Source organism: Catellatospora paridis (genome assembly GCF_009720365.1).
GTDB lineage: Bacteria > Actinomycetota > Actinomycetes > Mycobacteriales > Micromonosporaceae > Catellatospora > Catellatospora paridis.
The window spans coordinates 38,287-52,695 of record NZ_WBZD01000038.1 but is presented as its reverse complement, the minus strand read 5'-3'; the positions used below and the strand labels follow the sequence as shown (position 1 = coordinate 52,695).

13 protein-coding genes are annotated in these 14,409 nt (G+C 71.9%); 5 read left to right on the top strand and 8 right to left on the bottom strand.

Features of this window, described 5'->3' with window-relative positions; translation table 11 throughout:
• The first annotated feature begins 206 nt into the window (after positions 1 to 206).
• The 5 genes from F9C41_RS36435 to F9C41_RS36415 all read left to right on the top strand — a co-directional run bounded on the left by F9C41_RS36435 (position 207) and on the right by F9C41_RS36415 (position 5,631).
• Complete coding sequence (locus tag F9C41_RS36435; protein WP_155391407.1) at positions 207 to 1,292, top strand: sugar ABC transporter substrate-binding protein; 1,086 nt, start codon at positions 207 to 209, stop codon at positions 1,290 to 1,292.
• Between the two features lie 96 nt (positions 1,293 to 1,388).
• Positions 1,389 to 2,159: an ATP-binding cassette domain-containing protein gene (locus F9C41_RS36430; protein ID WP_155391406.1), complete on the top strand. Its 771-nt coding sequence runs from the start codon at positions 1,389 to 1,391 to the stop codon at positions 2,157 to 2,159.
• A gap of 116 nt (positions 2,160 to 2,275) precedes the next feature.
• A complete protein-coding gene (locus F9C41_RS36425) occupies positions 2,276 to 3,421 on the top strand; it encodes a sugar ABC transporter permease (RefSeq protein WP_155391496.1) in 1,146 nt (381 codons plus the stop codon).
• Positions 3,422 to 3,450: 29 nt separating this feature from the next.
• A complete protein-coding gene (locus tag F9C41_RS36420) occupies positions 3,451 to 4,626 on the top strand; it encodes an ROK family transcriptional regulator (RefSeq protein WP_155391405.1) in 1,176 nt (391 codons plus the stop codon).
• A 42-nt stretch (positions 4,627 to 4,668) separates the two neighbouring features.
• Positions 4,669 to 5,631 (top strand): DNA adenine methylase, encoded by a 963-nt coding sequence (locus F9C41_RS36415; protein ID WP_196280102.1) that lies wholly within the window; start codon positions 4,669 to 4,671, stop codon positions 5,629 to 5,631.
• Positions 5,632 to 5,718: 87 nt separating this feature from the next.
• On the opposite strand, the gene F9C41_RS36410 is transcribed toward F9C41_RS36415, so the two are convergent.
• From F9C41_RS36410 to tsaB, 8 genes are all read right to left on the bottom strand, one after another.
• Positions 5,719 to 7,458 carry an ABC transporter ATP-binding protein gene (locus tag F9C41_RS36410; RefSeq protein WP_155391403.1) on the bottom strand — a complete coding sequence of 580 codons (1,740 nt, stop codon included), beginning with the start codon at positions 7,456 to 7,458 and terminating at the stop codon, positions 5,719 to 5,721.
• A gap of 58 nt (positions 7,459 to 7,516) precedes the next feature.
• Positions 7,517 to 9,220 (bottom strand): ABC transporter ATP-binding protein, encoded by a 1,704-nt coding sequence (locus F9C41_RS36405; protein WP_155391402.1) that lies wholly within the window; start codon positions 9,218 to 9,220, stop codon positions 7,517 to 7,519.
• Between the two features lie 55 nt (positions 9,221 to 9,275).
• Positions 9,276 to 9,965 carry an HAD family hydrolase gene (locus F9C41_RS36400; protein ID WP_155391401.1) on the bottom strand — a complete coding sequence of 230 codons (690 nt, stop codon included), beginning with the start codon at positions 9,963 to 9,965 and terminating at the stop codon, positions 9,276 to 9,278.
• A gap of 58 nt (positions 9,966 to 10,023) precedes the next feature.
• Entirely contained in the window at positions 10,024 to 11,646 is a 1,623-nt protein-coding gene (locus tag F9C41_RS36395; RefSeq protein ID WP_155391400.1) for an alkaline phosphatase D family protein, read from the bottom strand.
• Between the two features lie 173 nt (positions 11,647 to 11,819).
• Complete coding sequence (locus F9C41_RS36390; protein WP_155391495.1) at positions 11,820 to 12,074, bottom strand: hypothetical protein; 255 nt, start codon at positions 12,072 to 12,074, stop codon at positions 11,820 to 11,822.
• 26 nt (positions 12,075 to 12,100) lie between these two features.
• The gene (tsaD, locus tag F9C41_RS36385; RefSeq protein WP_230690274.1) at positions 12,101 to 13,150 is read right to left on the bottom strand and encodes a tRNA (adenosine(37)-N6)-threonylcarbamoyltransferase complex transferase subunit TsaD; all 1,050 of its coding nucleotides are present in this window, start codon (positions 13,148 to 13,150) and stop codon (positions 12,101 to 12,103) included.
• Positions 13,151 to 13,237: 87 nt separating this feature from the next.
• Positions 13,238 to 13,678: a ribosomal protein S18-alanine N-acetyltransferase gene (rimI, locus tag F9C41_RS36380; RefSeq protein ID WP_155391398.1), complete on the bottom strand. Its 441-nt coding sequence runs from the start codon at positions 13,676 to 13,678 to the stop codon at positions 13,238 to 13,240.
• Entirely contained in the window at positions 13,675 to 14,352 is a 678-nt protein-coding gene (gene tsaB / locus F9C41_RS36375; RefSeq protein WP_155391397.1) for a tRNA (adenosine(37)-N6)-threonylcarbamoyltransferase complex dimerization subunit type 1 TsaB, read from the bottom strand. The genes rimI and tsaB overlap by 4 nt, the downstream gene beginning before the upstream one ends.
• Between the last annotated feature and the right edge of the window lie 57 nt (positions 14,353 to 14,409).

Here is a 14,409-nt window from a genome sequence, read left to right as displayed (position 1 = left end):
ACGTTGCTGAATTGTTATTGCCAACAACAAACCTTGGGCTTGCGCGTTTGCATTTGTTGCGCATACGTTGTCGCACACAACAAAACCCCGTGTGACCGGCCTCACGCACTGATGAACGCTGTTGGACTCGCCTGGAACCGGAACCCGGCGGGGCCGCCCGCACCACCTGAATACACACCCCTGAATCCGAGAGGATTTGAGCAACGATGCGCAAAGGGATCCTGGCTGTAGCCATGACCGGCCTGATGGCCGTCAGCGGCTTGGCCGCCTGTGCGGAAGACGCCCAGCCCGCCGACTCGAAGACGCCCTACATCGGCGTCATCCTGCCGGACAGCAAGTCCTCGGCCCGCTGGGAGACCGCGGACCGCAAGTACCTGGAGGAGGCCTTCAAGGCCGCCAACGTCAAGTACGACATCCAGAACGCCCAGGGTGACAAGACCCAGTTCCAGAGCCTCGCGGACCAGATGATCACCAAGGGCGTCACCGTCCTGGTCATCGTCAACCTCGACTCCGGCACCGGCAAGGCCGTGCTGGACAAGGCCGCGGCCCAGGGCATCCCCACGATCGACTACGACCGGCTCACGCTGGGCGGCAACGCGAAGTACTACGTGTCCTTCGACAACGTCGCGGTCGGTCGCCTGCAGGGTGAGGGCCTGGTCAAGTGCCTCACCGAGAAGAACGTGAAGAACCCGGCCATCGCGCAGCTGAACGGCTCGCCGACGGACAACAACGCGACCCTCTTCAAGGAGGGCGGCGTGTCGGTGCTGAAGCCGAAGTACGACGCCAAGGACTACACCCTCGCTGCTGACCAGGCCGTGCCGGACTGGGATAACGCGCAGGGCGGCGTGCTCTTCGAGCAGATGCTGACGAAGGCCAACGGCAAGATCGACGGCGTGCTCGCGGCGAACGACGGCCTGGGCAACGCGGCGATCTCCATCCTGAAGAAGAACAAGCTCAACGGCAAGGTCCCGGTCACCGGCCAGGACGCGACCGTGCAGGGCCTGCAGAACATCCTCCTCGGCGACCAGTGCATGACCGTGTACAAGGCCGTCAAGAAGGAGGCCACCGCGACCGCCGAGCTGGCGATCGCCCTGGCCAAGGGTGAGACCAAGTCCGTCTCGCAGACCACCAAGGACTCCGAGACTGGCAAGGACGTTCCCTCGGTCCTGCTGGAGCCGCAGGCGATCTACTTCGCCAACGTGAAGGACGTCGTCACCGACGGCTACGTCACCAAGGCAGAGCTGTGCACCGCCGACTTCGCGGCCAAGTGCACCGAGGCCGGCATCAGCTGACCTCGCCGTACGTCCGGAATGTGGTCCTCGGGGTCGCAAGGCACCCGGGGACCACATCTGTGGAACAGGCAGTAACCCCTCGAACGGAGCGCCCAGATGGGAACCCCTCTACTCGAACTGCGTGGGATCAACAAGAGCTTCGGCCCGGTGCAGGTGCTGCGGGACGTCGCCTTCACGGTCCACCCAGGCGAGGTAACCGCACTCGTCGGCGATAACGGCGCCGGCAAGTCAACGCTGGTCAAGTGCATCGGCGGGATCTACCCCATCGACTCAGGCGAATACCTGATGGAGGGTAAGCAGGTCCACGTGCACAACCCCCGCGACGCCGCGAGCCACGGCGTCGAGATCGTCTACCAGGATCTCGCCCTCTGCGACAACCTCGACATCGTCCAGAACATGTTCCTGGGCCGTGAGAAGAAGAGCGGCATGATCCTCGACGAGCCGACCATGGAGCAGCTCGCCCAGCAGACCCTGGCCGGTCTGTCCGTACGCACCGTCAAGTCCGTACGCCAGCAGGTGGCCAGCCTCTCCGGCGGCCAGCGGCAGACCGTGGCCATCGCCAAGGCCGTGCTCTGGAACAGCAAGCTGGTCATCCTCGACGAGCCGACCGCCGCCCTCGGCGTGGCGCAGACCCAGCAGGTGCTGGAGCTGGTCCGCCGCCTGGCCGACAACGGTCTGGCCGTTGTACTGATCTCCCACAACATGAACGACGTGTTCGCTGTCTCCGACCGGATCGCCGCGCTCTACCTGGGACGGATGGCGGCCCAGGTGAAGACGTCGGACGTCACCCACTCGCAGGTGGTCGAGCTGATCACCTCCGGCCGCAGCGGCACGCTGGGCCTCGTCGAGGAAGGAGCCGCAGCGTGAGCGCGACCACCACGAACCCCTACGAGACCGGGGAGAAGGCCGCGGTCCCGGCGAAGGACGACGGCGGCCTCTGGGGCTACCTGCGCGGCTACGGGCAGCGGGTCCGCGGCGGTGACATGGGCGCGCTGCCGGCGGTGCTCGGCATGCTCGTGCTGACGGTCGTCTTCTCGGCCGCCCGGCCGTCCTTCCTCACCCCGCTCAACTTCGCCAACCTGCTGACGCAGGCCGGCCCGATCGTCGTGCTCGGCATGGGCCTGGTCTTCGTGCTGCTGCTCGGTGAGATCGACCTCAGCGCCGGCTTCGCGTCGGGCGTGTGTGCCGCGGTGCTCGCGATCATGCTGACCACGCACGGCTTCCCCTGGTACGTCGGGGTGGCCGCGGCGATCGCCACCGGTGTCGTGATCGGCCTGCTACTGGGCTTCCTGGTGGCGAAGGTCGGTATCCCCTCCTTCGTGGTCACCCTCGCCGGCTTCCTGGCCTTCCAGGGCACGGTGCTGTGGCTGCTGGACGAGGGCACCAACATCTCGGTCCGCAACGAGGTCATCATCTCGCTGGAGAACGAGTTCATGCCGCCGGCGGTCGGCTGGGGCCTGGGCGCGCTGACCGTGCTCGGCTTCGCCGCCACGCAGCTGATCCAGCAGCGCAACCGCCGCCGCCGCGGCCTGCCCGCGCTGCTGTGGCAGGTCGTGACCTTCCGCGTGGTGGGCCTGGCCGTGCTCGTCGGCGTCGCGGTCGCGGTGCTGAACGAGGAGCGCAGCCGCAACGCGCTGTTCTCCCTCAAGGGCGTGCCGATCGTGGTGCCCGTGATCGGTGTGCTCCTGCTGGTGTGGACGTTCGTGCTACGCCGCACCGCCTTCGGTCGCCACATCTACGCCGTCGGCGGCAACCGCGAGGCGGCCCGCCGAGCCGGTATCGCCGTGGACCGCATCCGCATCTCCGCGTTCGTCATCTGCTCCGCGATGGCGGCGGTCAGCGGCATCCTGGCCGCCAGCATGGCGCGCTCCGTCGACCCGAACACCGGCGGCTCGAACGTGCTGCTGTACGGCGTCGCGGCGGCCGTCATCGGCGGCACCAGCCTCTTCGGCGGCAAGGGCCGCGTGCTCGACGCCGTCCTGGGCGGCCTGGTGATCACGATGATCATCAACGGCATGGGGCTGGTCGGCTGGAGTTCGGCGTACAAGTACGTTGCCACCGGCATCGTGCTGCTGCTGGCGGCGAGCGTGGACGCTTTCTCGCGCAGGCGTTCCGCCGCGAGCAGCTGAACCGACGTACGCCTGTAAACGGGAGAATCATGCGAGCGGGACCGAGCCAGGAGGAGATCCGTCGGCAGAACCTCGGCGCGTTGCTGCGGTTCGTACACGTGCGCGGCTCCATCTCCCGTGCCGAGCTCACCTCCGAACTCGGTCTCAACCGCTCCACCATCGGCGCCCTCACCGCTGACCTGGCCGCTGTCGGCCTGGTCAGCGAGGAGGCGCCGCGGGAGACCGGCCGCGCCGGCCGCCCGTCACTGGTGGTGCGCCCGTCCTCCGAACTGGTCTACGCCTACGCCGCGAGCGTGGAGGTGGACCGGGTCCGGGTGGCCCGCGTCGGGCTGGGCGGCGTCATCCTGGACCAGCGCGAGTCGCCGCGCCCGCGCGGCGAGGCCATCGAGGCGGTACGCCCCGTCGCCGAGTTCGTCGCGCAGATGGCCGAGACCGTCAAGCCGCAGGCCCGGTGCATCGGGGCCGGCATCGCCGTGTGCGGGCTGGTCCGCCGCGAGGACGGCCTGGTCCGGCTCGGGCCGCACCTGGGCTGGCTGGACGAGCCGCTCGGGCACGCCCTGCAGGACCGGCTGCCCGACCTGCTGCCGCAGGTCGCCGTCGGCAACGTGGCGGACCTCTGCGCGCTGGCCGAGCACACCCGCGGCGTCGCCGTGGGCTGCGACAACATCATCTACATGTACGGCGACGTCGGCGTCGGCGCGGGCATCATCGCCGGCGGTCGCCGGGTCACCGGGCACGGCGGATACGGCGGCGAGGTCGGCCACATGGTGGTCAACCCGCACGGCCGCCCCTGCGGCTGCGGCTCCCGCGGCTGCTGGGAGACCGAGATCGGCGAGCACGCGCTGCTGCGCGCGGCCGGCCGGGACACCATCCAGGGCAGCGAAGCGGTGCTGGCCGTGGTCGAGGCCGCCGCAAGGGGCGATGCCACCGCGCAGGTCGCGGTACGCCAGGTCGGCGACTGGCTGGGGTTCGGCGTGGCCAACCTGGTCAACATCTTCAACCCGGAACTGGTCATCTTCGGCGGCACGCTGCGCGACGTGTACCTGGCCGCGGCGGCGCAGGTGCGCAGCCGCCTGAACAGCATCGGCCTGCCCGCCACCCGTGAGCACGTCCGGCTGCGCACGCCCAAACTGGGCGGGGACGCGGCCCTGCTGGGCGCGGCGGAACTCGCCTTCGAGCAGTTGCTCGCCGACCCGCTGGGGTGAATACCGGCCGGTAGCCCGAACCATCCAGCACAATGGATGGTTGTGCTCGCCCCTTTCCCGCCCCGTCGCCTGGCCGGCCTCGCCGACGCGCCCCACGCGATCCCGTACCAGGGCAGCAAGCGGCAGCTCGCGCACGCCATCGTGCCCCTGCTCCCGCCGGACACCGTCCGGCTGCTGGAGCCGTTCGCCGGGTCGGCCGCCGTCGCCATCGCCGCCCGGCACCTGCACATCGGCGAAACCGCGGAGATCAGCGACGTGAACGAGCCGCTGATGCGGCTGTGGCAGCGGGTGCTGGCCGAGCCGCTGGCGCTGGCCGCCGACTACGAGCGGCTGTGGCACGAGCAGCTGAGCGACCCGAAGGCGTACTACGACGCGGTGCGCACCCGCTTCAACGAGACCCACGAGCCGCACTGCCTGCTCTACCTGCTCGCCCGCTGCGTCAAGGCGGCGGTGCGCTACAACCGCGAGGGCGGCTTCAACCAGGGCCCGGACCGGCGGCGGCTAGGCGCTCGCCCCGACGCGATGCGCGCCCGGCTGGCCGCCACCGCCCGGGTGCTGGCCGGCTGCCGGGCGCACACCGCCGACTACGCCGACGTGCTGAGCCGGGCGCTACCCGGGGACGTGGTCTACCTCGACCCGCCCTACCAGGGCGTGAGCCAGGCCCGGGACCACCGGTACATGGCCGGGCTGCCGCGCGACGCGTTCGTGGCCCGCTTACGCGAGGCGGTCGGCCGGGGCACGTCGTTCCTGCTGTCGTACGACGGCCTGTCCCGCGACGGCAGCACCGGCGAGCGCAGCTACGGCGATCCGCTACCCGCTGACCTGGGCCTGCTCCACCTCCACCTGGACGCGGGCACGTCCTCCCAGGCCACCCTCAACGGCAGGCACACCCGCACCGTTGAATCCCTCTACCTCTCGCCCGCCCTGGCCGCTCGCCTCGGCGGCCCCGACGCGGTCCACGCGGCCCTGATCGGACCGGCCTCGGCCGGCTCGCCCGCCCCCTGATAGACGTTGGCCTATCCAGATGAAGTTTCGGCGATCGAACTCATCCAGATAGGCCACCGTCCATGAAAGACGGGCTGCGGAACGTGGTCAGGACTGCCAGGAGCGCCAGAGGGCGGCGTAGGAGCCGTCGGCGGCGACGAGTTCGTCGTGGGAACCCAGCTCGGCGATGCGCCCGTCCTCCACCACGGCGACCCGGTCGGCGTCGTGCGCCGAGAACAGCCGGTGCGCGATGGCGATCACCGTACGCCCGTCCAGCACCGCCGCCAGCGAACGCTCCAGGTGCCGGGCCGCGCGCGGGTCGATCAGCGAGGTGGCCTCGTCCAGCACCAGCGTGTGCGGATCGGCCAGGACGAGGCGGGCCAGCGCGAGCTGCTGCGCCTGCGCGGGCGAGATCTCGTGCCGTCCACCGCCGACCTCGGTGTCGAGGCCCTCGGGCAGCTCATCGACCCAGTCCAGGGCGTCGACGGCGGCCAGCGCCTCGCGCAGCCGGGCCTCGGACGCGTCCGGCCGGGCCAGCGCCAGGTTGTCGCGCAGCGTGCCGACGAAGACGTGGTGCTCCTGGGTGACCAGTGCGACGTGGCCGCGCAGCTCCTCCAGCGGCAGCTCGACCAGCGGCGCGCCGCCGACGGCGACGGTGCCGGTGCGCGGGCCGTCGATGCCGGCCAGCAGCCGGCCCAGGGTCGACTTGCCCGCACCTGACGGTCCCACCATGGCCAGCCGCTCGCCGGGCGCGATGGACAGGTCGACGCCGTGCAGCACGTCGCGGCCCGCGGTGTACGCGTAGCGCACGTCGGTCGCGGTGAGCCGCTCCGAGTCGGGGCGCACTCCGGTGACCTCGCGGTCGTCGGCGATCTCGGCCACGCCCAGCAGGCGGGCCAGTGACGTCGCGCCGACCTGCAGCTCGTCGGCCCAGCCGAGCAGCCGGTCGATCGGCTCGATCAGCTGCTGCACGTAGAACACGGCCGTGACGACCAGTGCCAGCGGCACCCAGCCCTGGATGTAGAACCAGCCGCCCAGGAACAGCGTCGCCGCCACCGGCAGCGTGAAGCCCAGGTCGACGATCGGCCAGAAAAAGGTGCGCAGCCGCAGCGTGCCCCGCTCGGCCCGGTACTGCTCGCGCAGGTCGTGGTCGGTGCGCGCGATCCGGCGCGCGCCGGTGCGCAGCGCCTCGGTGGTGCGCGCGCCGTCGAAGGTCTCCGTCAGCCCGTCGATGACCTCGGAGGAGGCGGCGTTCTCACGCAGGTAGGCCTTGGGCGCGCGGCGCAGGTACCAGCGGGCGCCGCCGACGATGATCGGCGCGCCGACCAGGCAGGGCAGCGCCAGCAGTGGGGACAGCCAGACCAGCGCGGCCGCCGTCAGCACGAGCGTGATCAGGGCGATCAGCGTCTCCGGCACGCCGCGGCGCATGCTGTGCGACAGCTGCGCGACATCCCGGCTGGTACGCGTGACGAGGTCGCCGGTGCCCGCCCGTTCCACGGTGGACAGCGGGATCGCCAGCACCCGGTCGACGAACTCCTCGCGCAGCTCGGCCAGCACCCGCTCGCCCAGCGTCGCCGAGGCGAACGCGGCGAACCGCGTCAGCACGGCCTGCACCAGCACGAACGTCACCAGCGCGAGGGCGATGCCGTCGACGCCGGACAGCGTCATGCCAGTGCCGATGCCGCCGATCAGCCGCCCGAGCAGGTAGGGGGTGACCAGGCCCGCCAGCGCGGCGAGGCCGTGCAGCACGACCACGCGGGCGAGCGCGCCGGGGTGCCGGCCGAGCAGTTGCCGGGCATACCGGCGCACCGTGGCCGCGTCCGCGACCGGCAGCTGAACCCTGCTCATGCCGTCTCCTCGCTGCGCTCGTCGGCGGCCTGAGTCTGCTGCGTCCTGGTTCGCTCGCTCACGCGTCCACGCTCCTTGTCACGACGGCGCGGTAGCGGGGCTCGGCCGCCAGCAGCTCGCGGTGGGCGCCCTCGGCGATGACCTTGCCGTCGTCGACGAAGACGACGTGATCGGCCTGGTCCAGCAGCAGCGGGCTGGTGCTGGCGAGCAGTGTGGTGCGGCCCCGGCGGGCAGGGCCGATGCGGCGCGCGATGCGGGCCTCGGTGTGCGCGTCGACGGCGCTGGTCGGCTCGACCATGATCAGGATCGGCGCGTCGGCCAGCAGCGCGCGGGCCAGCCGCAAGCGCTGCTGCTGCCCGCCGGAGAACTCCCGCCCCCGCTCGGCGACGAACGCGGCGAGCCCGTCCGGCAGCGCGTCGAGGACCTCCTCGGCGCTGGCCGCGCGCAGCGCCGCCAGGATCTGCTCGTCACCGGCCGCCCCGGTCGGGTCCAGCTCCTCGCGCAGCAGGCCGCTGAACAGCCGGGCGTTGTTGTCGGCGACCAGGATGCGCGCCCGCACCTCGTCCCGGGTCGCGGCCGACAGCGGCACTCCCCCGAGAGTCACCTCGCCCTCGGCGTAGCGGCCGAGCCGGTCGGCGATCTCGATGGCGTCCTCGGGCCGGTCCGCGGCCAGCACGGTCAGCACGCCCGGCCGCAGGGACAGGCCGGACTTCACGTCCACCAGCGCGCCGTGCTCGGGCAGCGGCCGCGGTGACGCCGGGGCGGTGATCTCCGGTTCCAGCCGCAGCACCTTGAGCACCCGGCCCGCCGAGACGTGGCCGCGCGTCATCTTCTCCAGCATCTCCGCCAGCGTGCGCATCGGCATGACCAGGAACGCGGCATATCCGTAGAAGGCCGCCAGGTCACCCGGTCCGATCTCGCCGGCGACCGCGAGCCGCGCGCCGAGCCAGGTGACCAGGGCCAGGAACAGTCCGGGCATCAGCACCTGGATCGACTCCAGCAGGGAGTCGATGCGCGCCGCCCGCACCCCGGCCTCGCGCAGCTGCTGCGACTGGGTCCGGTAGCGGTCGGCGAAGACCTGCTCGCCACCGATGCCGCGCAGCACGCGCAGGCCGGCGACGATGTCCACGGCTCGACCGGTGAGCGCGCCCTGCTGGTCGCGATACGCCTGCTGACGGCGGTGCAGCGGTTTGATGAGCAGGCTCACCACCGCCATCTGCACGGGCACGCCGAGCAGGACCACCAGGCCGAGCTTGACCGACGCGGTGAGCAGGATGACGGTGACGGTGATCAGGCTGACGATCGCGGCCGCGCCGCGCGCGGTGATGTCGAGCGCGTTGCCGATGTGGCTGGTGTCGGCGGCGCCGATGGCGACGACCTCGCCGGTGGCCATGCGCTTGGGCAGCGTCGCGCCGAGCTGGTTGGTGTGCCGCACCACTGCCTGCACGGTGCGGAAGTTCGCCGACATCCAGTTGAACACCGCGTTGCGGTGGCGCATGATGCCGCTGCCCGCCTGCACCAGCCCCAGCAGCAGGAACGCCCCAGCCCAGCGGGCCAGGGCGGAGGTGTCCTTGGTGGTGATGCCGGCGTCGATCGCCTTGCCGATGACCATGGGTATCAGCGCGCCCACCAGCATCCAGGTGATGCCGAAGAACATGCCGAAGCCGATGGTCCGGAACTGGTGCGAGGCCAGCCACCACAGATATCGGAAGGCTGACCTGCTGTCGGGGGTGCCGGGATCGGCCAGAGGTAAGGAACGCATAGCGGGGGTGACCTTACTAGGCCGCCCTGCCGAACGCCAGCGGTTTTCCCGGCATTCAGGCAGCCAGCAGCCCTGGCAGGTCACCCAGACGGTGGATGGTCTCCCCGGTCCAGTGCGGATCGCTGTCCGCGTGCTCGACCGTGCGCACCACCCGCATGCCCAGCGCCGCGGCGGCCGCCAGCTCGCCCCCGTGCCCGTCGCCGACGAAGACGCACTCCTGCGGCGTGACCCCCAGATCGCCGCAGACCTTGAGGAACAGCACCGGGTCGGGCTTGGTCACCCCGAGCAGGCAGGAGAAGCCCGCGACGTCGAAGCGCGGTGCCAGCGGCTGCTCCCGCCACAGCGTCACGGTCTCCGTCGAGCAGTTGGTGACCAGCCCCAGGGGGTGCCCCGCCGCGCGCAGCCCGTCCAGCACCGACAGCACGGCGGCCGAGGGCCAGAGCAGCTCGCGGGTGAACCGCAGCCGGGCCACCTCCGCGAAACGCACGCCCGTGTCCGTCGGCTCGCCGCCCAGCCGGTAGGCCAGCGTGCGGATGGTCTCGCCCAGCGTGCCGAACTCGCCGCGCATGCGGGCGTGCATCGTGCCCCGAAACAGGGTGGCGAACCGGTCCGGATCCACGCCCAGCGCCCCGGCCATCCGTCGGCTGACCTCGTCGCGCTGCGCCGACGTCCGATCCGGGATCAGGGTCTGGTAGAGGTCGAACAGGATCGCGCCCCGCCGACGCGTCCTCCGGATGTCCAGCACGCGCAGAGGTTACCGGAGTACCGGACGCTCACGGCACCTCCGCACGGCCCGTAAATCGTCACGGGCGCTCGGTTTCCGCCCACACCGTCCGGTCCGCCTGCTCCTGCGGCGACAGCCCCTGCGGCCCGTTGAACGGACGCAGGTAACGCCGCTGGAGGCCGGGCACCCCGTCCGCGATCACGAAGCCTGCCTTGCGCTGGGCGGGTGCTCCGGCGCGGTGCACGTACGGCAGGGTCATGAAGTCCGCGGTCAGCTCGGCGGGCCGTACGGTGGCCCGCACGTAGCCGCGCTGACCGTTGTACAGGTGCAGGTGCTTGTTGTGGGCCAGGAACGGGTGCGTCGCCGGGTCCGAGTCGAGCCCGTCGCCGCCCGTGGTCAGCGAGGTGCAGATCAGCTCCGAGCCCACCACCGGCGCGTGCGGGTCGGCGAAGTCCAGCTTCACGTCGGCCGCCCAGTGCGCGTGCACGTCCCCGGTGAGCACGACCGCGTTGCGCACCTTCGCGTCGAGCCAGCCCTGCACCACCCGCTGCCGCGAGGCCGCGTACCCGTCCCAGGCGTCCTGGCTCGTGCTCAGGACCGGCCCCGGATCCCGGTCGCGCTGCGCGAAGAAGACCTGCTGGGCCAGGACGTCCCAGGTGGCGCCGCTGCGCCGGAACCCGTCAAGCAGCCACTTCTCCTGCGCCGCGCCGAGGATGGAGCGGGCCGGGTCGGACGCCGCCGGGCAGTCCCGGTAGCCGTCGCCGCAGCCCTGGTCGTCGCGGTACTGCCGAGTGTCGAGCAGGTGGAAGGTGGCCAGGCTGCCCCAGCGCACCCGGCGGTGCAGCGGCAGCGCCGTGCCGCGCGGCTGCCGGGCGTTACGCAGCGGCATGTTCTCCCAGTACGCCCGCATCGCCGCGGTGCGGCGCGCGTCGAAGCGCGGGTTCGGCCGCTCGGGCACCGGGCCCGCCCAGTTGTTGTCGACCTCGTGGTCGTCGAAAACCACCGCCCATGGCGCGACCGCGTGCGCCGCCTGCAGATCCGGGTCCAGCTTGTACTGCGCGAACCGCTGCCGGTAGTGCGCCAGCGTCTGGGTCTCCGGGCCCGCGTGGTCGCGCACGTTGCCGCTCGGCGCGTTGTAGACGCGGGCCGCGTACTCGTACACGTAGTCGCCCAGGTGCACGATCAGCTCCGGTTCGGACTCCGCGATCCGGCGGTAGCCGGTGAAGAAACCGTGCTCGTACTGCGCGCAGGACAGGAACGCCAGCCCGAGGGCCGTCGGCAGCGAGGCACGGGCCGGCGCGGTGCGGGTGCGTCCGACGGGTGAGGTCCAGCGGTCCACGCCGAAGCGGTAGAAGTACTCCCGGCCGGGCTCCAGGCCCCTCGGCTCGACGTGCACGCTGTGCGCCCAGGACGGCTCCGCCCAGCTCATGCCGGACGCGGCGAGCCGGGTGAAGCGGTCGTCGTGGGCGACCTGCCACCAGACCTCGTACGCCTGGTCGGCCATGCCCCCGCGGCCGTCCTCGGCCATCGGCGCCACCGCCAGCCTGGTCCAGATCACGAAGCCGTCCGGGGACGGATCCCCCGAGGCCACCCCCAGCGTGAACGGATCGGCCGCGGGACCCGTCGCGCTCGCCGGCCGCCCGAACAGTCCGGCAACGACCACGGCGCCGCCACCCACCAGCACACCCCGCCGAGAGACCATGCGCACTCCCACGTGACCAGGGGGTGACCCTCATCGTCACCGCCCGCGCCACCACCGGCCGCGCGCCACGCCGCCGCCTTTTCAAGATCGGCGTTTGGTGTCGCTTCCTGCGGTGACACCGCAGTTCTTGACACCAAACAGCGATCTCCGCGGGGAGCGGTGCGGGGATCGGGTCAGCGGTCGACGGGGGTGAAGTCCCAGATGTGGGGGGAGCGGGCGGCGAGGCCGTCCGGGGGGTCGGCGAGGGGGCGGGGGTCGCCGCGCCAGCGGGAGATCACCACGACGCGCAGGTCGGTGGAGGAGAACACCTCGCTCGCGATGTGCAGCGGCTCGACCTCCAGCCGCGGCACCGCCTCGTCGCAGACCCAGGTCAGCAGATCCGTGAAGGTACGCGGATACGCGCGCACCTCCCACATACGCACGATCACGTCGTCGCCCTCAGCACCGGGCAAAGTTACACCCCGACAAGCGTGAGCGGCATCGCGGAGTCGGCCGCGAAGTCCAGCTTGGACGGTGCGTTTCCGGCGGCGACCAGATGCGCGCCGAGCGCCGCCACCATGGCCCCGTTGTCGGTGCACAGCTTGGGCCGCGGCACCCGCACGGTGATGCCGTACTGGGCCGCGCGCTCGGCCGCCATCGCCTTCAGCCGCGAGTTGGCCGCCACGCCGCCACCGATGACCAGGGTCTCGATGCCCTGGGTCCGGCAGGCGTCGATGGCCTTGCGGGTCAGCACGTCGCAGACCGCGTTCTGGAAGCTTGCCGCCACGTCGTTGACCGGCACCGGCTCGCCCGAACGCTCCCGCGCCTCGACCCAGCGCGCCACGGCCGTCTTCAGCCCCGAGAAGGAGAAGTCGAACCGGTGCTCGACCAGGTCTTTCGGCCCGGTCAGGCCGCGCGGGAAGGTGATCGCCAGCGGGTCGCCGTCGCGGGCCGCCCGGTCGATCGGCGGGCCGCCCGGGAACGGCATGCCCAGCAGCCGGGCCACCTTGTCGAAGGCCTCACCGGCCGCGTCGTCGATGGTCGCGCCCAGCGGGGTCACCCCGCGGGCCAGGTCGTCGACCCGCAGCAGCGACGAGTGCCCGCCCGAGACCAGCAGCGCGATCGCCGGCTCCGGCAGCGGGCCGTGCTCCAGGGTGTCCACCGCGACGTGGGCCGCGAGGTGGTTCACGCCGTAGATCGGCTTCTCGGTGGCCAGCGCCAGGCCCTTGGCCCCGGCTACGCCGACCAGCAGCGCCCCGGCCAGGCCTGGCCCGGCGGTGACGGCGATGGCGTCGATGTCGGCCAGGGTCACCCCGGCCTCGTCCAGCGCCCGGTGCAGCGTCGGCACCAGCGCCTGCAGGTGCGCGCGGCTGGCCACCTCCGGCACCACCCCGCCGAAGCGGGCGTGCTCGTCCACGCTCGACGCCAGCGCGTCGGCCAGCAGGGTGTGCCCCCGCACGATGCCCACGCCGGTCTCGTCGCAGCTGCTCTCGATCCCCAGAACCAGGGGTTCGCTGGTGCTCACGCCTTCTCCTCGCTCATGCCTTCTCCTCGCTGCGCTCGTCGGCGGCATGAGGCTGCCGGAGCCATCCGGTTCGCTCGCTGCGCTCGCTCACGGCTCCTCCCGCCGCATCACCAGTGCGTCGGTGTTGCTCGGCTGGTAGTAGCCCTTGCGGATGCCGATCACCTCGAAGCCGTAGCCGGCATACAGCCGCTGCGCGGGCGCGTTGTCCGCGGCGACCTCCAGCAGCACCTGCTTGACCTGGTGTCGGCGGCCCTCGGCCAGCAGCGCCTCCAGCAGCGCCCGGCCGATGCCGCGCCGCTGCGCGTCCCGGCGCACCGCGATGTTGTTGACCCAGCCCTCGCCCTGGCCCACGGCCAGACCGGCGTAACCGAGCACGGTGCCGTCGTCCTCGGTGGCGATCAGGTAGTGGTGGCCGTTGGCCAGCTCGTTCCAGAACATCGCCGCGGTCCACGCCTCCGCGCCGAACAGGTCGGCCTCGACCGGCAGCAGATCCTCGATCTGCCACCAGCGCAGCCGCTCGATCTTCATCGCTCGCTCGCGGACAGCGCGGGCTTGCGGGCGGACGGCTCGACCGCGTCCGGCCGGCGCAGGTAGAGCGGCGTCAGCGGCTCACTCGGGGCGCCGTCGCGCACGCGCTGCGCGGCGAGTTCCACGATCGCCGACGGCTCCGGGTAGAGCGCCGCACCGGCGGGCAGGCCGAGCACGTCGGCGTACTTCGCCGCGCCCTCGCCGACCGCGGCGGTCACCGCGAACTCCGCCAGCCGCGGCGCGACGTCGGCGGGCTTGTCCACGGCGGGGCCGGTCAGCGGGCTGCCGTCGGCGTACACCGCCCAGTAGACCTCGCGCCGCCGCGCGTCGGTCGCCACCAGCGCCCGGCCCGCGGTGCGCAGGCCGAGCGCGTCCAGCGCGCAGACGCCGTACGCGGGGATGTTCAGCGCCATGGTCAGCGAGGCCGCGGTGACCAGCCCGACGCGCAGCCCGGTGAACGGGCCCGGCCCGACTCCGGCGACCACCGCGGCGAGGTCGCGGGGTTTGACCCCGGCCTCGGCCAGCAGCGCGTCGATCTGCGGAGCGAGCAGCTCCCCGTGCGCACGACCGTCCACCGTCGCCCGCTGCGCCAACACGGCGTGCCCGGACGACTGGACCTCGGCCAACGCCGCCGTCACCGCAGGCGTAGCGGTATCCAACACCAGCACCAACACGCCCCCCACCCTACTGTGCCGCCCTCGGCACCCTGATGATCATGAACCTGTGCCCGG